18 protein-coding genes are annotated in these 20128 nt (G+C 54.1%); 5 read left to right on the top strand and 13 right to left on the bottom strand.

Translation table 11 applies throughout. The features are described 5' to 3' along the window. Positions 1-284: 284 nt before the first annotated feature. From RB2501_RS11340 to RB2501_RS11365, 6 genes are read right to left on the bottom strand one after another with little or no spacing between them, the layout of a single operon-like run. Positions 285-1484, bottom strand: a complete 1200-nt coding sequence (locus RB2501_RS11340) for a YaiO family outer membrane beta-barrel protein (RefSeq protein WP_148214359.1) — start codon at positions 1482-1484, stop codon at positions 285-287. After that, a complete protein-coding gene (locus RB2501_RS11345) occupies positions 1484-3811 on the bottom strand; it encodes an LTA synthase family protein (protein WP_015754967.1) in 2328 nt (775 codons plus the stop codon). The genes RB2501_RS11340 and RB2501_RS11345 overlap by 1 nt, the downstream gene beginning before the upstream one ends. A 4-nt stretch (positions 3812-3815) precedes the next feature. After that, positions 3816-5243, bottom strand: coding sequence for a glycosyltransferase family 2 protein (locus RB2501_RS11350; RefSeq protein WP_041327215.1), 1428 nt, complete (start codon positions 5241-5243; stop codon positions 3816-3818). Further along, positions 5236-7203 (bottom strand): HEAT repeat domain-containing protein, encoded by a 1968-nt coding sequence (locus RB2501_RS11355; RefSeq protein WP_148214360.1) that lies wholly within the window; start codon positions 7201-7203, stop codon positions 5236-5238. Before RB2501_RS11355 ends, RB2501_RS11350 begins: the two co-directional genes overlap by 8 nt. A 32-nt stretch (positions 7204-7235) precedes the next feature. Continuing rightward, entirely contained in the window at positions 7236-7613 is a 378-nt protein-coding gene (locus tag RB2501_RS11360; protein ID WP_015754970.1) for a response regulator transcription factor, read from the bottom strand. Then, positions 7606-9336, bottom strand: a complete 1731-nt coding sequence (locus RB2501_RS11365; RefSeq protein ID WP_015754971.1) for an ATP-binding protein — start codon at positions 9334-9336, stop codon at positions 7606-7608. Before RB2501_RS11365 ends, RB2501_RS11360 begins: the two co-directional genes overlap by 8 nt. 139 nt (positions 9337-9475) lie before the next feature. Between RB2501_RS11365 and RB2501_RS11370 the strand changes: the two genes are divergently transcribed. Next, the gene (locus tag RB2501_RS11370; protein ID WP_015754972.1) at positions 9476-10768 is read left to right on the top strand and encodes a dipeptidase; all 1293 of its coding nucleotides are present in this window, start codon (positions 9476-9478) and stop codon (positions 10766-10768) included. Here RB2501_RS11370 and RB2501_RS11375 read toward each other — a convergent pair. Both RB2501_RS11375 and RB2501_RS11380 read right to left on the bottom strand, forming a co-directional pair. Beyond that, positions 10756-11160 (bottom strand): acyl-CoA thioesterase, encoded by a 405-nt coding sequence (locus RB2501_RS11375; RefSeq protein ID WP_015754973.1) that lies wholly within the window; start codon positions 11158-11160, stop codon positions 10756-10758. The two genes, RB2501_RS11370 and RB2501_RS11375, sit on opposite strands and share 13 nt — an antisense overlap. Before the next feature lie 221 nt (positions 11161-11381). Continuing rightward, the gene (locus RB2501_RS11380; RefSeq protein WP_015754974.1) at positions 11382-12779 is read right to left on the bottom strand and encodes an NAD-dependent succinate-semialdehyde dehydrogenase; all 1398 of its coding nucleotides are present in this window, start codon (positions 12777-12779) and stop codon (positions 11382-11384) included. 279 nt (positions 12780-13058) lie between these two features. Here RB2501_RS11380 and RB2501_RS11385 point away from each other — a divergent pair, with 279 nt between their 5' ends. Beyond that, the gene (locus RB2501_RS11385; RefSeq protein WP_015754975.1) at positions 13059-13466 is read left to right on the top strand and encodes a hypothetical protein; all 408 of its coding nucleotides are present in this window, start codon (positions 13059-13061) and stop codon (positions 13464-13466) included. On the opposite strand, the gene RB2501_RS11390 is transcribed toward RB2501_RS11385, so the two are convergent. Continuing rightward, a complete protein-coding gene (locus RB2501_RS11390) occupies positions 13455-14138 on the bottom strand; it encodes a DUF2461 domain-containing protein (RefSeq protein WP_015754976.1) in 684 nt (227 codons plus the stop codon). The two genes, RB2501_RS11385 and RB2501_RS11390, sit on opposite strands and share 12 nt — an antisense overlap. Before the next feature lie 126 nt (positions 14139-14264). On the opposite strand from RB2501_RS11390, the gene epsC reads away from it, so the two are divergent. Further along, complete coding sequence (gene epsC, locus RB2501_RS11395) at positions 14265-15059, top strand: serine O-acetyltransferase EpsC (protein WP_015754977.1); 795 nt, start codon at positions 14265-14267, stop codon at positions 15057-15059. Further along, positions 15049-15933, top strand: a complete 885-nt coding sequence (gene cysM, locus RB2501_RS11400; protein WP_015754978.1) for a cysteine synthase CysM — start codon at positions 15049-15051, stop codon at positions 15931-15933. The genes epsC and cysM overlap by 11 nt, the downstream gene beginning before the upstream one ends. A 53-nt stretch (positions 15934-15986) precedes the next feature. Here the strand turns inward: cysM and RB2501_RS11405 are convergent, their stop codons facing one another. The 4 genes from RB2501_RS11405 to RB2501_RS11420 form a co-directional block, all read right to left on the bottom strand. After that, positions 15987-16535, bottom strand: coding sequence for a hypothetical protein (locus RB2501_RS11405; protein WP_015754979.1), 549 nt, complete (start codon positions 16533-16535; stop codon positions 15987-15989). 124 nt (positions 16536-16659) lie between these two features. After that, positions 16660-17166 carry a Dps family protein gene (locus RB2501_RS11410; RefSeq protein WP_015754980.1) on the bottom strand — a complete coding sequence of 169 codons (507 nt, stop codon included), beginning with the start codon at positions 17164-17166 and terminating at the stop codon, positions 16660-16662. 266 nt (positions 17167-17432) lie between these two features. Beyond that, on the bottom strand, positions 17433-18524 hold the full coding sequence (corA, locus tag RB2501_RS11415; RefSeq protein WP_015754981.1) for a magnesium/cobalt transporter CorA: 1092 nt from the start codon (positions 18522-18524) through the stop codon (positions 17433-17435). A gap of 26 nt (positions 18525-18550) precedes the next feature. Next, the gene (locus tag RB2501_RS11420; RefSeq protein ID WP_015754982.1) at positions 18551-19375 is read right to left on the bottom strand and encodes a tRNA pseudouridine synthase A; all 825 of its coding nucleotides are present in this window, start codon (positions 19373-19375) and stop codon (positions 18551-18553) included. Positions 19376-19533: 158 nt separating this feature from the next. On the opposite strand from RB2501_RS11420, the gene RB2501_RS11425 reads away from it, so the two are divergent. Then, positions 19534-20034: a hypothetical protein gene (locus tag RB2501_RS11425; RefSeq protein WP_015754983.1), complete on the top strand. Its 501-nt coding sequence runs from the start codon at positions 19534-19536 to the stop codon at positions 20032-20034. Positions 20035-20128: the final 94 nt, after the last annotated feature.

The following is a 20128-nucleotide window of genomic DNA, read 5'->3' on the forward strand; positions in this document are numbered from 1 at the left end:
GGGATTTGGGATTCCACTAATTATAAGCGTCCGGGCTAGAGGTAGTCCAGCTCGGCCAATTCATTCAAACTTAAAATTTCATTTAACTCTCTCAGGAATGTGAGGTATTCCTCGCCGTAGGTATCGTATAACATGGTAAGCTTGGTTTCGGTTACTAGTTATTTTGAGATCTGGGATACTCATTAACACTGGATTAAACCTAAATGAAATCCGGAGGACGTCCAATATTTTGTGGTGAAAACGACTATTGTTGTTGGCAAGGTTATTTTCCCGGTGGTAAGGCCCTAAAAACCGGCCTGGTAGCGCAACCCGGCCTGAATTGCCAGGAAAAACGAACCGGGTTCCAGGACCAGTTCCTGTCGGGCAAGCCCTAATTGCGCCCGGTAGCGGTTTCTTCGGGAGGCACCGGTAAACTGGTATTCCAACTGCACTTGCTGGGATTCCACAAAAAACAATGATTCGGCCAGGAGCTGATCCCCGGATCGCAATTGCTGTAATTCCGGGTTGAATCCGTAAACGGCCCGCAACCCGAGATAATGGGTGGCGTGATCCAGATATCTGCGGGCCAGGATACTTCCGGAAAATCCCGGATCCCGGTCCCGGAAAACACTTACAAAAGGTCGGAAATTCAGGTAGTAATTCCCCCTGTACAGGCCAAAGGATCCGGTAATCAGCCGAACGGAAGTCTCCCTGAAATCGAGGTGCCGCCCTCCCAGGGATACCTCCATGGCCGAGGGAAGGTTTGCGAATAGCTCCACCCCTGCCCGGTGAACGGGGTAGGTCGGGGCTGCGGAGTAACCGTAATTAAGATAGGCGTAGAAGGTTTTGGACACCCGCGGATACAGATCCAATTCATACTGGACGCCATGCGTATTGAAGCGATTGCTGTAATTGATCCGCGGGATAACCTTTCCTACAGGGGTTTGGCGCTCGTATTCCAAAGTAGCATATACCATCGGATCGAAGGTATTGTCAAAGACCTGCAATTGGTTTTCAAGGCTGATGCTGTTCTGCCAGGATCCCGCCTCTTCCCGGGGTGTTTGGCTCGATTTGGAATCGAGGATTTCCTTGCGGATACGCGTAATTGCACTGTCCGGCCCCAGATACATCAGCGCCTTGTTTGCCAGCCCCAGGGCGAGGCTCCTGTTCCCGGCGTATTGTTCATTGCGGATGGCAGCCAGCCAGGATTCCGTATGCAGGCGCTCCCGGGACGTCACCCGGTTCAGGTGCCGCCGGGCCTGGTCGTAATTCCCCTCCCAACTATACGTCTTTGCCAGCAGGGTCTCCACATCGGTATATTCCGGGTAATCCGTTAAGACGGCCGCCAGGGTATCCCTGGCCGGGCCGGTTTGACCCGAGAAGGCCAGGGTCTGGGCGTATTCCAAAACCACATCCGGGTCATACCCGGACCGCTGGCCCTGAGTACTGAGGCAGATGCCGGTGGCAAACACACATACTTTGAATATTTTCCTCGAAATAATCATCACTGCTGGTTTTGTGAAAGCAACCGCCGGGCCCGGTCCATTTTGTCCTTCAGGGAGTTGCTACCCCCCAGGTTTGCCTTTATAGCTGGCTCCAGGTACTGCGCTTTCTGGTGTTGCCCGGACCAGAAGTACACATCGAGCAGGGCGGAATACCCGTCCGGGTAAACCGGGTATTTCTGGACAACCTGCTGGAGGATGTCCTCGGCCGTCCGGTAATCCCCCTCCCAGGCGTGTATCCTGCCCAAAAGAATTTCACTGTCCACGTGGCCCGGCACCCGGGTTAGGATATACTCGCACAGCAATCGGGCCCGGTCCCGCCGCCCTTCAAAGGCCAGGCCCCTGGCAATGTCGTAGGCTTTATCCAGATCGGAACCGCTGAAGACGCTGTGGATCCAGACCATCTCCTTCTTCCCCGGCTCCCGGATCAGTTTTTCGTAGGGGGCAGCGGACTCCGGTATCAGGGCATTGTTTTCCAACACATAGCGTTCGGCCGCCTTCTGGAACCGGAACCGGGATTCGATCTCCTGCCCGGTTTCACCTGCCGCCTCTCGTGGCTGAAGACTTCCGTCGAGGCCAATCGCCCGGCCATCCATGTAGGCGGTTTTACCGTCGATAACCCCCCTGAGACCGCTGTGGTCCCTATAAAGGGGAATAGGTTTCTCCTTGCGCCCGGATTCCCCGGGAATCAGGGATCCTCCCATCCAGGCGGCCTGGGCAGGCAACTGAAGGCCGTAATAGCGGGAAAGGCTCCCCAGGATGGAGGGTGCCACATCCAGGTGGGAGGCGACTTGTTCAAAAACGCGATTCCCCTTGAGCAGCGGGCTGTACACCAGGAGCGGGACGCGGTACTGGTCCAGGGATTCGCTCGCAGGCAGTCCCAAGGGGCGATGCGTACCGGTAATTATAAAAAGCGTATTTCCAGCTGCAGGAAGTCTGCTGAATTTTTTGAGGAATTTGCCGATTTGTCGGTCCGTATAGGCCATGGCGGCGATTAAATCGCGGTTTTTTCGCACAATCCGGCGCTGCCGGGCATCCAGGCCGGAGCGATCGAGGATTTGGGATACCCGATCCTGGTAGGCATCCGCATCGGGGATCAGATAGGGCCTGGAAGTGCTGAGTGTCTGTAGGATATCAAGACGTGGGACGCTACCCGCAGAGTATGATTCCAGGTACCGGTCAAACAAATCACCATCCGGATAACCAAGGGAAATACCCGCAGCATCGGGATCCTGAAGGGCGTATTGGCTTCCGAAAGCCTTGCGGTCCGTGAGCTCGTCAAGGCGTTCCTCGTACAGGAAACGGTCCCAACCGTTCAGGGAGGCATTTCCGCCATATTGAAAACTGGTCCTGTATCCATTTTTTCTGAGCAGGGAAAACATGGTCATCCGGTTGGGACTGTGCGGGGCATCTGTAAACCCTCCGGGGCCCTGGGGCAACGAACCGGATACCAACATCGGGGCCTGGCTGCTTTCCCGCGCATTGCTCAGGTAGTTTTCCCAGAAAAGGGATTGGGTTCTCAGGGAATCCAGAAATGGGGTAAATGCCCGCAACGGCGCATCTTCCCCTATAAAATCCCGACTGAGTCCCTCGACGAGGAGTATTACTACATGCGGCTCCTCCTCCTGCCAGTTTACATACGGGCCCAGGGGGTCGGGCGGCGACCAGGTCCGGTAAAACGGGTTCGGGTCGGATCCCTCGTACACCTCCCCTGCCGTCAAAGCCCGGATAAACTCGCTTCCCACAAATTCTACCTTGTTCCTGTTTACGGGCTTCCGATCCGACCAGAGCGTTGCCAGAAATAAGGTAAACAATAGGATTGTAAACGGATACATCCCGCTGATTGCCCGGTAAAAACGCTTGCTTGACCGATAGGCCAACCGGTACGCGGTACCAAGCACTACCAGCGATATCGCGCAGGTCAGGACCATTTGCGTCGGCGAGAAAACACCCCGCAACTGGGACGCGAACTCCCTGCCGGCCAGGTCAAACACCCGGATAAAATACTCGGTCAGGAGTACCTCTGCCAGCAACAGGGCAAGAAAGAACCCTGCCGCAGACCGGAAACCCCACCCGGGGCGTTTCTTCTCTATCGCCTTGAAAACAAAGGCATAGAAGAAGGCAACCAGTGCCGTAAAGCCCAGATGATGGACCAGAAGCAACAATAAATTGCTATTGAGAAAACTGTCGAGTACCCCGAATTCATAAAGCCGGACCTGCTGATAACCTGCCAGCAGGATCAGACTGGCATAAAACCCGATTACCAACCGGACGTAATCGCGGAGGTATCGTTTTCCCGGACGGGCGCTAAAGAGGGATGGCCATTTCACGCGATCATGCTTTTGCAAATCCTTTCCGGACCTGGGAGCCCCAGCCGGAATTGATCTTGAATAGTTTCTTAAAATTTCCGCGAATGGAGGACCATACCACCACCGGGTGGAATACCACCGGTTCCACCAGGGCACAGAACAGGAGCGTGAGAATATCGCGCGTCCGGGTGTATTGGTTGTAAGACCATACGTCCCAGAGGACCGCATAGAATGAAAACATGGCCGCAAAGGCGTAAACCGTTGCCGTAATCGCCACAAAAAATTCCCAGTTCAAGATTCCCAGGTAGGCGAAGGCCAAAATGGAAAAGAAACCGGTGAACTCCAGGATGGGTGCCAGCCATTCGTAAAACAACCAGTACGGATAGCTCAGCATGCCCAGCCTGCCGTATTTCGGGTTAAAGAACATATCCCGGTGCCGATAGAGCGTCTCCAGGTTCCCGCGGGACCACCGGTCGCGCTGGTTAATGAAGATCCCCAGGTCTTCCGGCACCTCGGTCCAGCAGAGCGGATCGGGTATATAGGCAACTGTATATGGGGTGTCGTTGTCGTGCATCAGGCGTCGCATCCGGAACACGATCTCCATGTCCTCCCCTACCGTGCCCGTGTCGTAGCCCCCCGCTTCCAGTGCAATCTGCCGGTCAAAAAACCCGAATGCCCCGGAAATAATTAACAGGCTGTCTATCCGGCCCCAGGCCATCCTGCCGAGCAGGAATGAACGGGTGTATTCCAGGAGTTGGAAGCGGGCCAGCCAATTCTTCGGCAGGCGGATCTCCTCGAGGGTACCCCCGTCGATCTTACAGGAATTGGCTACCCGTATAACCCCGCCAACGGCGATAACTCGTTTGCTGGTGTGTTCGTAAAACGCCTTCACCACGTGCAGGAGCGCGTCCGGGAGCAGCAGGCAGTCCACATCGATACAACCGATGTATTTGCTTTCCGAAAGTCGCATCCCGGTATTGAGCGCATCGGATTTGCCCCCGTTTTCCTTATCGATGACGGTCAATTTCTCAAAGGACCGTTGCCGGGATTTATACACCCCCCGGATGGGTTTACAGGGCCACTCCGGGTCAATGTCCATCGGGACCCGTTCCAGGTCATAGGCAGCCACCATTTTCTCAAGGGTATCATCCTTGCTGCCGTCGTTTACTACCATAACCTCGTAGTTTACATAGCGTAGGGACAGCAAGGAGCGGATGTTTTCCACAATGGTCAACCCTTCGTTGTATGCTGGGGCAATAATCGTGATACTCGGCGCCAGCGGGGAGGCCATGGTCCGGGAGATATCGCCAATACTGTTCTTATGCCTGTAGTGGATGGAATTCCTGGTGGACAAGTACCCCATGATGGTAAAAAGGGTAAACAGGACCACCGTGAACAACAGGAAGACGATGTTGATATAGTCCAGCAATATGTCGAATACTTCGCTATTCATCCGTAGGGTTTATCCCGGGTCTATCCGCGGTTGGTTTGGTTGCCACCCGGTTATCCGGGCCAGGTTTTTGCGGCCTGATGGCCTCAAAGTCCGGCGTAAAGTCGATAAATTGACCGCCATATCGCGTGGGTTTGGCGCCGGTCTCCCCCGGTTCCTCCGCCTCTGTTGCGGCAGGGGGCTGATGGTCGCAATCGGCCTTCCGGCCAGTCCGTGGAGAAGCATCCCCTAATTTTTCAGTCAACTGCCGGATGGCTTCCCGGACGGCTTTCCGGACTTCGGGTTCCGGGTCATCGGCCAGGGAGTTTAAATACGCCAGCTCCTTTTCTTCTCCCACTTCGGGAATGGCGGCAAGCAGGATCAGCTTGGATTCCGCATCGCAATGGTTGTAGAATTCCCGGACGATAGAAAATGTATCCCCAGGGTCTCCCTCCCGCGGGGCCGCCTGGAAATACTCCAGGTTGTCCGGGGCAGCATCCGGCTCTCCGTCCAGTTCAAACGCGGGCTGTCGGAAGTCATCCCGATTGCCTGGAGCCGGTTCTTCCGGGGCCTCCTCGAGGATTTCGGCCGTTACGGGCAGGTTTCGGAAGGGTTGAATGTCCCGGGGTGCCGGCGGGGCTGATTCGGTTACCATGGGCAAAAATTCAGGTACGGGATTTTCCGCCGGGGACTCCGAGATGTATTCGTTGAGGATGGCATCCAATTCCTGCAACAGGCAGATATCGAACAGCGCCAGATCCTCATCCGTGATTTCCTCTTCGTGTGTCTCCTCGACGTCAATAGTGATTTCCTCCGCCCCGGCAACTTCCAATTCGTAAAAATTTCCGTCCTCATCACCAACCACCTGTTCATCGCGCACTTCCAGTTCGTCAGCCCGGGAGGTCGTTTCCGGCTGCGGGGTGGGCGCAACCATTTCTTCCACAGGCGCTTCCAGATTGGCCTGGGGAAGTACCGAATCGGGCACCAGTCGGTTCAGGACACTGCGGGCTTTGGAACGCACGATGAAATTGGTATCCGATTGGGCCTGCTGCTGCAGGAAGTCGCAATCCCCGGGGTTGCCAATGGTTTCCAGGGTGTTTAATATGGACAACTTCACGGCCTCCCCGGACTTTTTGAACAAGGCCTTCAGGGGGGCGCGGGCCGACTCGAAATGAAACTCCCGGATGCATTCAATAGCCGCGACCTTTACGCTCTGGTCGCGGTGCCGAAGCAATTGCAGGATGGCGGCTTCCGCCTCGTTCTGACGAAAATGCCGGATCAATCGCAGGGAAAACAACACCACGTGCTTGTTTTCGGATACGAGCCAGTCGCCAAATCGCGGCGGTTGGTAGTCCTCCCGATGCTGAAGGATCTCCAGCAACTTGAGTTGCTGCCATTCCGAAATGCCGTACCGGGTGGTATCCAGGAAATAGGCCATTCCCTCTTTCCGGAGCGTGACGGTGGCCAACTCGGCCTGTTTGCGGATTACCCCCCTCCGGTCGTTGATAAACTTCCTGATAAAGCCGTACGCCTGGGTCACCCGCATTTCCGTGAGTTGGCGTATCCCCCGGGAAACGCGCTCCCATCGCCAGCTATTGAGCATTTGGTAGGCATCCTGGTCCAGGCCCAGGTCCTGGTAGAGCCGGAACAGCCGGTCGCGGGCATCTCCGGAGACATCCAACCGCAAGTCCATCAGGACTTCCGTGAGCACCCGGCGGTTTTTCGGGGTTTTGAGCATCTCCCGTATTTCCAGTTTCATCCGGATATACGTTTCCCGAAGCTCCGTGTCGTTTTCCTGTTCAAAAAACAGGAAGTTGCTGATCATTGGGGCCAGTTCGCGTTTTTTCTCCAGATTGGATCGTTCCCGGCGGGTATTCCGGTTGCGCAGCCAGAAAATCAGCAAAAAATACAGAAACCCCAGCCCGCCGAAAAGCAAACCGAGGTCCCAGAGTAAATCCGTATGGATTTCAGGGGCTTCCAGCAATCGCAGGGGGTAATATGTAATAGACAGGTTTATCAATACGCCCGTTGTCTCAGTAATTTTCCTACCCGCACAAGGAGTTCGGACGGGCTGACCGGCTTGGACACAAAGTCATCCGCCCCCATTTCAAAGGCATTCAGGACGTTTGATTCATTCCCGGCCGTGGACATAATGATTACGGGGGTCGAATCCTCGAGCTCATTGCGCAGGAATTCCACCAGCTCAATCCCCGAAAAATAAGGCATCATGATATCGCTGATAATGATATCCGCCTTTTGGCTTTCCAGATACTCCTTAACCTGCCGTCCGTCGCGGGCATGCGATACAGCGTACCCCCCCTTTTCCAGTCGGAATTTGAGCAGGGAAGCCAGCATTTCGTCGTCTTCTGCAAGTAATATTTTCTTTTCAGCCATGACCCTGATCTTTTTTCAATTTTTCCACCTCCCGCTCCAACTGGGCTTCTAACCGGGGAAAATCCTCAGCGAGCTCGTCGAATCGTTGTCCGATTTCCCCCAGGCCCGTCTCTTCCTTGCTTAGCTGATGTATGGCCTCCACATGTTCCAGCCAGTATCCGGCACGGACCATCCGCAGGCCTGACTTTACCTTGTGTGCCGCAGCGGTGATTTGCGCATAGTCGGCAGTAGGGAGGTGCAACCGGATTTTCCCGATGAATTCCAGCAGGTTATTTTTGAGCAAGCCAATCAATTGCTCCAGGACGTCCATATCCCCTGAGCATTCCGCCCATAGTGCCTGTACATCAATCTTCCCCAGTTTTTCGGGGCGCGAATGGGCTTCGTTTGGGACAACCCTTCCATTTTGGAGGTAAAACTCAAGCCTCCCGAAAAGCTCGGCAGGGACATAGGGTTTTAAAAGGACATCGTCGATACCGCTTGCCTTCCGCCGTTCTTCGTCCCGGGCGGTGAAATCGGCGGTTACCGCGATGATTGGGATATTCTGCAAACCCGGCTCGGAGTGATTGCGGATTTGCCGGCTCAATTCAAAACCGTTTGCCTGCGGCAGGTGCAGGTCCATCAGGATCAGGTCTACCGGGTTCTTCTGAAGTAAGGCCATGCCGTAGGCAGCCTGTTCTGCCCGGTAAACGTGGCACCCCCAGCTTTTCAGCCGGGTCTCAAGCAGTTTCATATTCAGGGGGTTGTCTTCAAACACCAAAATGCGCTTCCCTTCCAAACGCTTTTCATCCGGCGATTCAGGCTCCTGCAGGGTGCCCGGTTCCGGGGAGGTGGTTCCCAGGGTGTACGGCAGGCGGAAACTAAAGCGCGATCCGCTTCCCGGCTCGCTTTCCGCCCATATGGCGCCCCCCTGCCGCTCGATGATTTTTTTTACGATACTGAGCCCCAGTCCTGTGCCGATTCCCTGGGTCTCCCCGGTTTGCCCCCCCTGGTGAAAAGGGTTAAATATCAGGCCGAGGTCTGAGGGCTGAATCCCGGGACCGGTGTCTTCGACTTCCCCGTGGAGCGTACAGGTCCGTTTGCGCCATTCGCAGCGCATCCGCAGGGTGATGTGACCGGAGGCCGTAAATTTGATGGCATTTCCGAGTAGATTCATCAGTATCTGCGACAATTTGGAAGGATCCCCCAGCAACAGGTCGGGCAGGTCCCGGGCAATTTCCGTTCGAAAGGCCACATTGTCGCGCACTATCAGGGTTTTGCAGAGGTACCCCACCTCCCCGAGCACCTGCTTCGGGTTAAACGGAATGCTGGTCGCTTTCCAGGTACCCGATTCGATAGTTGAAAATTCCCTGAGTTCATTGACGATTTCCAGCAATCCGTGGGCTGCCGACCGGATAGCGCCGACGTATTCCGCTTCCCGTTCCCCCAGCGGGCTTTCGGAAAGCAGGTCGGTAAATCCGATGATCCCGCTAAGGGGCGTACGGATTTCATGGCTGACGGTTGCAATCAGCATTTGGGAGTCCCTGGAGGCCTCGGGCAATTCGGCTGACGCCTCCTCCCCGGCCCCCGGATCCCAGATTTTGTCTTCCAATTGCCTGCAAAATGCTTCAAAACGACTTTTGAGGGTTTTGGCTTCCCCGATGCTCATCTGGTCAAAAGAAAAACCATCAATGGCAGATCGCAATTCGGCTATTTGCTGCAGGAGGCCTTGAGAACTTGTGGGCATGGGATTGGTTTATCCGGTTGGTATTATCGGTGAACTACGTAAAAATCCGCAAATGCCTTAGGGCCTACAATTAAATGTTCCCTATATTGCCCAGCGTGTTGTCAAACCCCTTTATTTGTTGGTAAAACCCTATTTTAATATGAAGATTTTACGTTTTATCCCCTTCTTCCTGTTGATCCTTGCCTGCGGCGAATCCGAAAAGCCGGCCGAAACCTCCCTGGAGGAAAAAGCCCGTGCCATACACGATGCGGTCATCACCATCGATACCCACGACGATATCAATGTCCGTAATTTCACCGACAGCATCAATTACACGCAGCGCCTCGAAAGCCAGATAAACCTGCCGAAAATGGAAGAGGGCGGCCTGGATGTGGCCTGGTTCATTGTCTATACCGGACAGGATACCCTGACAACGGAGGGTTATGCCGCAGCGGCTGAAAATGCGATGTCAAAATTCGAGGCCATCCACCGGCTCTGCGAAGAGATCGCCCCGGACCAAATCGGGTTGGCCACAACGGCCGGGGAGGTTCGTGAAATTCACGAATCGGGTCGGAAAGTTGCCATGATCGGGGTTGAGAACGCCTACCCCATGGGTACGGATCTGGGCAATTTTGAACGCTACTACGAGATGGGGGCCCGGTATGTTTCCCTCTCCCACAACGGCCACAGCCAATTCTCGGATTCAAATACCGGGGAAGCCGACGGAGTTTGGCTCCACAATGGTTTAAGCGACCTGGGCAAAGAGGCTGTAAAAGAGATGAATAGACTTGGGATTATGATTGATATTTCCCATCCCTCCAAAGCGGCCTCCCTGCAGATGCTTGAATTGTCAAAGGCCCCGCTGATCGCCTCGCATTCTTCGGCCAGGGCGCTTTGCGACCACAGCCGGAACCTGGATGACGAGCAACTCAGAAAATTGCAGGAAAATGGCGGGGTGGTGCAGACCGTGGCTTTTGCTAGCTATCTGGATGCCGATAAGAGCGCGGCGCGAACAGAATACCTCAGGGGCCTGCAACGGCAGGTAGCGGATTCCCTGGGCCTCGAATGGTACGACCGCTCCCAGTTCCGCAAACTGACAGAGGAGCAGCGCAATGCCTTTTTCGGCTATTATTCCCGTGTGCGCAACCTGGCCGACAGCATTGCCGCCACCCAACCGGATGCTCCGCCAGCCGTGAATGTATCGGATTTTGTGGATCACATCGACTATATGGTAGACCTGATCGGGATTGACCATGTGGGGATCAGTTCGGATTTTGACGGGGGCGGCGGGATCGAAGGCTGGTCGGATGCCTCCGAAACCTTCAATGTTACCCTCGAACTCGTAAAGCGGGGGTATACCGAGGAAGAAATTCGCAAACTCTGGGGGGGCAATTTGCTACGGGTCATGGAAGAAGTCCGGGCCGTAGCGGAAAACTGGGATCAGGAAGACTGATGCTCCCGGGCCAGGCGATCCTTGACGTATTCCACCTTGGTTTTGCCGTGAGGGAGGGGCTTCCCGTTTTCGTCCAGATTGACGACTATTAACTGGTCGACCGTCACAATCGTCTCGTGGTTCATCTTGTTCCTGGCCTCGCAACGCAGGGTCAGGGAGGATTGCCCGAATTTGACCACCTCGATGCCTATTTCGACGATGTCACCGGATTCGGCCGTACACATGAAGTTGATCTCGGACATGAATTTGGTGACGACTTTCTTGTTTTCCAGCTGGATAATGCTGTAAAGGATGGCCTCTTCGTCGATCCAGGAAAGCAAGCGCCCCCCGAACAACGTGCCGTTGGCATTTAAATCACCGGGTTTCACCCATTTTCTCGTATGGAATCGCATTGCTGAACTGTATTTACTACAAAGATATTTGAAGCCTGTACGGAGCCGTGTTGCGTTTTTGTTAATTCTGGGCAGAATTCAGGAATCACAAAATTTGTTAATCTCAAAATAAATTTTTCATAATTCCGATGGCTGAACGCTAAGGAGTTGGTACTTTGGAGGACACCAAAACTGAACGAGCTGTGTATACACTGGTCAAAATTGCCATTTCCCTGGCCCTTTCAATCCTTTCCTGGGTGATCTGACCCCGTTGATGCGACGATATAAACGGTCTTCGCATTCACGAATTCCCGAATGCCCAGGGCCGAGAGTTCCCTTCCGTAACCGGATGCTTTGACACCCCCAAAAGGCAACCTGGGATCGCTTTTGACCAATTCATTGATAAATACCGCACCTTCTTCAATTTCGGGCACAAGGCGTTCCGCCCGCGCCGTATCCCGCGTAAAGAGCGAAACCCCCAAGCCGTATTGTGAATTCCCCAATAGGTCCAGGGCTTCGTCTTCGTCATCAAATTCCGTAACTGCGAGCAAAGGCCCGAATGTCTCCTGGTCAAAGGCCGGCATCCCCGGCTGTACGCCGGTCAGGATGGTGGGCTCAAAAAAGGCTCCGTCCCGCTTGCCGCCACAGGCCGTATGGGCCCCCTTGTTCACACTTTCCTGATATTGCGCCTCCAGATCCCGGGCCAGATCTTCCCGGGCCAGCACGCCGATGTACGTGTCGGGATCCTCCGGATCCCCGGACTTCAGGGCTTTTACCCGGTCCACAAGGGCTGCAACAAAGCCGTCCGCGATCTTCCGATGGACGAGCAGCCGTTTCCCGGCGATGCAGCTCTGGCCCGTGTTTTGGAAACGCGCCTGGATACAGGTTTCAAGGGCGGCATCCAGGTCTGCGTCGTCAAAAACCACCAGGGCATTATTCCCTCCCAGTTCCAGGAGGGACTTCTTGATCCGGGAGCCGGCCGCCCGGGCCACTGCACTGCCTGCTCCCCCACTCCCCGTAAGGCTGACCGCCTTGACGGCGGGATGGTCCAGGAGGGCTTCCACCTGGTCACTTCCGATTTTCAGATGGCGGAAGACCCCTTCGGGATACCCGGCCTCCCGGAATACGGATTCTATGGCTTCCCCGCATAACCAGACGTTGGACGCGTGCTTCAACAGTGCGGTATTGCCCGCAGTGAGGGTCGGGGCGGCAAACCGGAAAACCTGCCAGAAAGGGTAATTCCAGGGCATTACCGCCAAGACAGTCCCCAGAGGGTCGTAGCGTACATAACTGCGGTCCGCATCGGTTTCGATAAGCGTGCGCGCCAACTGGGACGGGGCTTCCCCGGCGTAGTACCTGCACACCCAGGCGCATTTTTCTATCTCCGCAAGGGATTGCGTTATGGGTTTGCCCATTTCGGCCGTGATGGTTTGCGCCAGTTCCGATTTCCTGCTGAGCAGGACTTCAGAGGCGCGTTCCAGCAGGCCGCACCGTTCTGCTACCGGCACCTTGCGCCATGCCAGAAATGCTTTGTGGGCGCGTGCCGCCGATACGGCTACCTCTTCCACCGATAGTGGCCGGAAGCTCTGAATGACCTCCCCGGAATAGGGATTGACGGAATGGACTGTTTCATTGCTCATTGGGTGATCTTTAATTGGGTTTACTCCATTAGGACCCCAGACAGGCACCTTGGAAATAGCCGGTATCAAGGGCACCATTCCTCCCTGTCGGCCCATTGAAATGTACGGATGTAAAATACGGAATCCAACCGCAGTTGCCGGTCTTTTTTGGCAGAGCTGCGCGTCCGATCCTCCGCAGGCCCCGGAATCCCTGCGAGTGTTCATAAAGCAGTTAACAGCTCGGGGAGGCCATCCGGCAGGGGCCCGGGAGAATGCCTAATTTTAAAAAAACTTCTCGTCATGAGCACCCGATCGTCCGAATTAATCGGGATCCGGCCGCACATTCCCCAGGCCGTCCTGCATCCCGAGATGACCCAAGACGAAGAATTCCAGAATGCCACATTGCGACCCGTTATCAAATTGCAGAACGACCTCCTGTTGGCCGCTTTCCGCAATTACGCGGTAAAGCACAAAGGGTATTTCTTTGAGCTGGGGCTGGAAAAAAAGCTTCACTACATAGAAAATGCCATCCAAAAGGATATCAAATTCCGAAATTCCCTGAAAGGCATGGTCATTGGGCAATTTACCCTGGAGGAATACGAGCGGTATATCACCAGTTCATCCAGCCTGAACAAGCGGATGATGCAAATGGTTGTCGAGCGGCTCAAGGACCAGGTCCAGTTGTTGGAAACCCCCTCACTGGTTTAGCAGCGATTCCCCGTTCAGATTTGTAGTCAGTATTTGGCTCATCAGGTCGAACCAGGGCCTTACAGCCAGGTAACTCGTATCCAGCTCTTTGATAAACCCCGGGGATACAACCTGCGCATCGGTGAATTCCCGGACAAAAATAAATTGCTTGTGCCGGATCAGGTCGATGGCCTCGTGGTCCCGGCTGAAACCTTTCGGGGCCGTCTTGACGGCATCCCCCTGCAACTCGCCCCAGATGCGCCTGAACCCGGGGTCGTTAATGCTTGCCCGAAATTCGGTTGCGTCCAGTTCCAGTTCCTTCCGTATCCGGAGCAAATCCGGGGGTCGCGGGTCCCAGAACCCCACGGCTGCGAAGGTTTCGCCCGGGCGGATCCTCAGGTAGTACCCGCCGCGCAGGTGGGCACCCGCCCGGGAAAACGAGCCTGCAAAATGCGGTTTGTAGGGAGTTTTGTCGGATGAAAAACGCACGTCCCTGTAAATTCGGAACATCTTTACCCGTTCAATTTCATCGTGCTTTCTGAGGTTATTCGCCACCTCGTCGAAAAATTGCCCTACCTGGCCCTGGATTTTCCGGAACCGGGGCTTATGGGCTTCAAACCATTCCCTGTTGTTATTCGCTTTTAATTCCCCGAGGAATTCCAGTACCCCGGGTGTAATACCTGGTTGATCCATACCACAAAAGTCTTGATGCTTCGTCCGACAAAGCGCAACTGCCGGGCCGTTTTGCTAAAGTTAAGCAAATATGGCCGGGCCCGTTAATATTAATACCTACATTTGGGAAGCATAGCGATAGGGATAATGGACAAAAATGAAATCATCCGATCAATCGAAGCACACAAGGACAATCCGGCCTTGAAATTCAGATTGAAACGACGAAGCGAAGAATTTACGGATCGGCTCTTCCTCACCTTGTTCGACCAGGAAACCCCGGTGAAGGAAAATCTGGAACAGCTGGAACAGTCTTTTGAAGAGCTGGTGGAACTGGCCTGTTGGGAAAAGGACAAACCCTGCAGTGAAGTCTGGGCACAATATGTGGGACTCTTACCGGAAATCCTCGAAAAGCTGAACCTGGATGCCCGGGCGATCTCTGCCTGCGACCCGGCATCGCTTTCGCTGGAAGAGGTGTATATGGCGTATCCGGGATTTTATGCGATTGCCATCTACCGCCTGGCCCACGAGCTTTACAGGATGGGTTTCCCGCTCGTGCCGCGGCTGATGACCGAATATGCCCACAGCCGGACGGGAGTCGACATCAACCCGGGGGCACAAATCGGTCGGTCCTTCTTCATTGACCACGCCACCGGGGTGGTCATCGGGGAAACGGCCGTGATTCGCGACCATGTAAAAATCTACCAGGGGGTAACCCTTGGGGCCCTTTACGTGGCCAAGAATTTACAGCAAACCAAAAGGCACCCCACCATTGAGGACCATGTCACGATTTATGCAAATGCGACCATCCTGGGGGGAGACACGGTCATCGGGGCCAATTCGGTCATCGGGGGAAATGCCTGGCTTACGGAATCCGTCCCGGCTAATTCCACCGTGTTCCACACCCCGGAAATCCGCATCAAAACCGAAAAGCATGCCGGGTAGCCTGGAAGATCTCATCGGGAATACGCCACTGGTTCGCAGCCGGAAGCTCGTCGAGAACCCGGATGTTGCCCTGTATTTCAAACTCGAAGGGCAGAACCCGGGGGGAAGCGTCAAGGACCGGGCCGCCCTGAATATGATCCGCAGTATGCTCAGCCGGGGGGAGATCGGCCCGGAAACCCGGCTTATCGAAGCCACCAGCGGGAATACGGGGATTGCCCTGGCCATGATTGCCAGGCTCTACAACCTGGACCTCGAGCTCGTAATGCCCGCGAATGCCACGGCAGAAAGGGTTCAAACCATGCGGGCCTACGGGGCCAAAGTGACCCTCACGCCCCAGGATGTGGGAATTGAAGGGGCCCGGGATTACGCCGAGGAGAAGGTGCGGGATGCCGGCTACAAAATGTTTGATCAGTTTGCTAACCCCGATAATTGGAAAGCCCACTACCAGACTACCGGTCCGGAAATCTGGAGGGATACCCGTGGGGCTATCACGCATTTCGTGTCCTCGATGGGAACCACCGGGACCATCATGGGTACGAGTGCGTACCTAAAAGAAAAGAACCCGGATATCCAGATAGTCGGCGTCCAGCCCGACGACCAGGCGAGTATCCCGGGAATCCGCAAATGGCCCCAGGCCTACCTGCCAAAAATTTACCGGCCCGAGCGGGTAGACCACATCCTGGAGGTCACCGAGAAGGAGGCGCGCGATATGGCGCGCCGTCTGGCTTCAGAGGAAGGTATTTTTGCGGGGATGAGCAGTGGCGGGGCGGCTGCCGCAGCCGTTCGGCTGGCTTCCGAGCTCGACAGCGGGCACATCGTATCCATCGTCTGCGATCGTGGCGACCGGTATCTCTCCTCCGATCTATTCGAATAGGCCATAAAAAAAACGCCCGAAGGCGCTTTTTTTACTCGGGTCGTCAACCGTGGTTATTTAGATGAAGTGGATTCGTCCGACATCAGTTCGTAGGAATCGATGTAGAAATTCACCTCATTTCCTTCGTTATCCGTGTAGATCATACTTTCGGACACTTTCAACCTGTAGTCGTCCTTCTTCAGGGAAACAGCTTCCAGGATTTTCAGGGACGCCCCTTCGTCGATGGCGACAAAGATTTCCTCATTGTTGGTCACCAGTACAAAATCTGAGTAATTGTCGCTGGTGCTCGGTTTGGTATACCGGAACTTGAGGGTTTCGTCAAAGTCGCTGTCCGTATCATTGTCGATCCAGACCTGCTTGGTAATGTGCTTTTCCGGGTACACCCGATCCTGGTTTACCTGATTCTTATCTTCTTCGCTAAGAGCCACTTCCTGCGACCGCATGGTCTGGATTTTGACCTTGTTGGTCATTTTTTCAGTACCCTGGTCGATTGTATAGGATTTCACAGTGGTCTCCGAACTGATCATCTTGTCGGCCTGCTCATCCATCTGCCTTTCCTGGGCGAATCCCAGCACAGGCAATGCAAAAAGTGCAGCGGTCATTAAATAGTTTTTATAGCGTATCATTCTGTTATTGGGTTTTATAGTTAATAGTTCGTTCTGTATTGCGAATTGCGAATCCTGCGAATTGCAGATTCTTCAAATTGCAGATCCTCCAAATCCCGGATCAGGCAACTGCTTCTTTCGTCTCCTTGAGCCGCTCGGCCGGTGTTTTATTCCAGGCATCGAGCATCCAGCTCATCTTTTCCAGTTCACGGATATAGGCTCCTATCAAATCGATGGTCCCTTCATCCCCCACGGCATCCGCCTGCTCCACAACCTTGGTCATTTGCCGAAGCAGCACCTCATGGGCTTTGAGCGTTTCCTCTACCATCTCGGTATCTTTCAGGGAACTATCGCTCTCTTCTATGGAAGAAGCCTCCAGGTAGGCACTCAGGTTACTCATCGGATGGTACCGCAGGGTCAGGATGCGTTCTGCGATCTCATCGATCTTGGTCCTTGCATCCTCGTAAAGCTCCTCAAACTTTTCGTGCAAATCGAAAAAGTTCTGTCCGAGAATATTCCAGTGAAAATTCCGCAATTTCTGATAGTATACATGGTAATCCGCCAGCAGTGTATTGAGCTCCACCACTACGGGCAATAACTTCTCTTCGTTGATATTCAGGTAATTCATTGTGATGACTTGTTTACGACTTGTTTATGTATGATAAAAAACCCGGTTGCATTTTAGGGTGCCAACCGATGTATTCCACTACTTAATATACAAGTTAAACACCTGTAAGCAAGCCACTTAACAAGACTTAACAAGGATTATGAAGAATTTGGTTAATAAGTGTTAATCTCACACCGGATCTTGTGAAGATCTTAACAAGTCGTTGGTATAGGTTTACGAAGGGAAATGATGAAATCTGCCGGGCGGGAGATGCCTGTCAGGCCGGATCAGAGCCAGCCTTTCCTGCGAAAATAGACAATGAGGGCGATGAATATGACCCCCATGACGCCCCAGACTGCAAAATAGCCGTACCGCCATTGCAACTCAGGCATGTATTCGAAATTCATCCCGTAAATCCCGGCAATAAAAGTCAATGGGATAAAGATGGAAGCCATGATGGTCAGCACTTTCATCACCTCGTTCATCCGGTTGCTGACGCTGCTCATATACATATCCATCAGGCTGAAGGCCATCTCCCGCTGGAGTTGCAGGGTTTCGTGTATTTCATTTGCGTGGTCCAGGGCATCCCGCAAAAATAGCCGGGTGTCTTTGGTTATCATCGGGGAATCCGATTCGATCAACCGGGTAATCAGATCCCGCACAGGCGCTATCCACCCGCGCAGCGAAATGATTTCCTTCCGCAATTGCTGGATCCGGAATGCCGTTTCCGAATTCGGTTTCAGGTACACCTCGTCTTCCAGGGCATCCAGCTTATCTTCGGTAACCTCCAGCACCAGGAAGTAGTTGTCTACCAACGCGTCCAGCAGCGCAAAAAACAAGTAATCCGCACCGCGACTGCGAATGCGGCCTGTATGGGCTTCCAATCGCTGCCTCACGCCGTCAAATACGTCCTCGGCAATTTCCTGGAACACGTAAACGCGATCCTGTTGAAGCACCAGAGCCACGTGTTCCTTGACGATTTTCTTATCCCCGTTGAGGTATAGCATTTTAAAAACCCCGAATATATACCCTTCATACTCATCGATTTTCGGGCGTTGCTCCGTATTGACGATATCTTCTACCGTCAGGGCGTTCAGTGCGGCCATTTGCCCCAGGCGGCTCATCACGGATTCGTCGCTCAGCCCGACGACGTTGACCAACTGTGTGGTGCCCCCGGGTGTCTTTTCCAGATCTTCGAGACGTTCCAAGGTGGATTTTTCATAAGTATCCTCGTTGTACACCAGCAGGTCGATACTCGAGGTTCCGCCCGAACGCTCTCCCAGATAGGTAATCGTGCCGGGGGCTTTGCCGATCTTGCGGCGGCGCTGCCGGGGTTTGCGGACCTTCAGTCCGATTTTTGAAGGGATTTTACGGGCCATAGAGCACTTTTTCCAAATTTAATAAACTAGGCGGTTCCATTTTTGAATTCCACGTGCATCAGGTGAAGGCCGGAAGCGGGAACGATGGAGTCGCTCATCCAACCCTGACCTTCATCCAACACCTTTACCAGCGTTTCCGGCTGCAATTCCTGCCGGCCCACTGCCGCCAGGGCTGCCATCATCAGCCGCACCTGGTTCCGGCCGAATCCCGGGGCCCGGACCTCCAGCATATGTGCGGTGAACCCGGTATCCCCTTCGGGGTCTTTGCCTGCAACCACCCCATCCATCGGGGAACCCACACCCAATCGGCACCGGGTAACCCGGCGGACGTATTTTTTATCTTCAGACGGGCTCGCGGTAAAACAGCGAAAGTTGTGCATGCCTTCAAAAAGCGGGGCGGCTTCCCGCATCCTGGTAATATCCGGCGATCCCGGCAGGAACCCCACAAATGGCGTCCAATAGGCGTCCGGATGATTCCCCGTCTGGAAATAATAGCGGTATGTTTTACTGGCACAATCCCGGATCGGGTTAAAGCCGGGAGGCACAGGCCGGATGGAATTGACGCGTATATCCGGGGGGAGATTCTCGTTCAGCGCATCAGCCAACACCCCGAAAGGCGGCAATTCCGGGGCTCTCGCAATCACCTGTACGGCAAAATCCCGCGCAGAGACACGGGCATCCGTCCGGCCGGCACCCAATATCTTAACCGGCGTATCGGGCAGCACAAACCGGAAAGTCTTCCGGATCATCCCGGCCACGGTTCGCTGGCCGGGTTGTTCCTGCCATCCGTGGAAGCGGAATCCCAGAAAGGCGATTCGTATCAAAAAATGGTGTTCGGGCGTCTTGTGCATCGGCTTCTTTGCAAGTTAAACTAAAAAACCTCTAACCGGGAAGCGGTTTTCACCACAACTTCCGGCACCTTGGCAACATTCGATGTTGTTCGTCGAATTCCCTGAAATATTCAATTTCCCCGGCCGTTCTTAAACCAAATCAAAATTTCCCCGAATCTGTGAAAGCCCTGAAGAAGCTTTTTATCCCATCCCGGTTTATTTCCTGGAAAACGTGCCTGTATGCCACCCTGGCGGTTTTGCCCGTCCTCATCATTTTAAATTTTTACGGCCTGTATTCCAACCAGTTCTACGTGCTGAAAATCGACAACTACATCCTCCCGTTGTTCAGCATCCTTCATTTTGTTTACCTGTATGCCATCCAGTTCAAGGTACGCGAAAACGAATATTCGGATCCCCAGCTCAGGAACGTGGAGTACGGCATGTACGCCGTTTTGTTTATCTATTTCTTTAAGTGCACGGATACGCTGTATATCCTGATGAGCTATAACGACTACGATGCGCACATCATACCGGGCACCTTTTTGCCCATGGGCATTTTCATCTTCTCCCTGCACTTACTGCTTATCGCTCTTACAGTTTCCGCCTTTTATTTCCGGCGTACCCTGGTGGGGCCGTTCAACTTTGACCAGGTCAATGAAAATATCGATTCCTGGCAATGAGGCCGGGAATGATGTGTTGTGGCAAGAAGGCCCCGGGAAGGTTTCCGGGGCCTTTTATTAGTTGCGTATCAATCAGGCGGGAACAGCCGCCCGG

The organism is Robiginitalea biformata HTCC2501, from assembly GCF_000024125.1.
In the GTDB taxonomy this organism is placed as follows: domain Bacteria; phylum Bacteroidota; class Bacteroidia; order Flavobacteriales; family Flavobacteriaceae; genus Robiginitalea; species Robiginitalea biformata.

Excerpts from the sequence above, each read along its gene's own strand:
- cysM (WP_015754978.1), top strand. The coding sequence starts at position 15,049 with ATGCCGGGTAGCCTGGAAGATCTCATCGGGAATACGCCACTGGTTCGC.
- RB2501_RS11370 (WP_015754972.1), top strand. The coding sequence starts at position 9,476 with ATGAAGATTTTACGTTTTATCCCCTTCTTCCTGTTGATCCTTGCCTGC.
- RB2501_RS11390 (WP_015754976.1), bottom strand. The coding sequence starts at position 14,138 with ATGGATCAACCAGGTATTACACCCGGGGTACTGGAATTCCTCGGGGAA.
- RB2501_RS11385 (WP_015754975.1), top strand. The coding sequence starts at position 13,059 with ATGAGCACCCGATCGTCCGAATTAATCGGGATCCGGCCGCACATTCCC.
- RB2501_RS11380 (WP_015754974.1), bottom strand. The coding sequence starts at position 12,779 with ATGAGCAATGAAACAGTCCATTCCGTCAATCCCTATTCCGGGGAGGTC.
- RB2501_RS11340 (WP_148214359.1), bottom strand. The coding sequence starts at position 1,484 with ATGATTATTTCGAGGAAAATATTCAAAGTATGTGTGTTTGCCACCGGC.
- RB2501_RS11420 (WP_015754982.1), bottom strand. The coding sequence starts at position 19,375 with ATGCACAAGACGCCCGAACACCATTTTTTGATACGAATCGCCTTTCTG.
- RB2501_RS11350 (WP_041327215.1), bottom strand. The coding sequence starts at position 5,243 with ATGAATAGCGAAGTATTCGACATATTGCTGGACTATATCAACATCGTC.
- corA (WP_015754981.1), bottom strand. The coding sequence starts at position 18,524 with ATGGCCCGTAAAATCCCTTCAAAAATCGGACTGAAGGTCCGCAAACCC.
- RB2501_RS11410 (WP_015754980.1), bottom strand. The coding sequence starts at position 17,166 with ATGAATTACCTGAATATCAACGAAGAGAAGTTATTGCCCGTAGTGGTG.
- RB2501_RS11405 (WP_015754979.1), bottom strand. The coding sequence starts at position 16,535 with ATGACCGCTGCACTTTTTGCATTGCCTGTGCTGGGATTCGCCCAGGAA.
- RB2501_RS11365 (WP_015754971.1), bottom strand. The coding sequence starts at position 9,336 with ATGCCCACAAGTTCTCAAGGCCTCCTGCAGCAAATAGCCGAATTGCGA.
- RB2501_RS11375 (WP_015754973.1), bottom strand. The coding sequence starts at position 11,160 with ATGCGATTCCATACGAGAAAATGGGTGAAACCCGGTGATTTAAATGCC.
- epsC (WP_015754977.1), top strand. The coding sequence starts at position 14,265 with ATGGACAAAAATGAAATCATCCGATCAATCGAAGCACACAAGGACAAT.
- RB2501_RS11360 (WP_015754970.1), bottom strand. The coding sequence starts at position 7,613 with ATGGCTGAAAAGAAAATATTACTTGCAGAAGACGACGAAATGCTGGCT.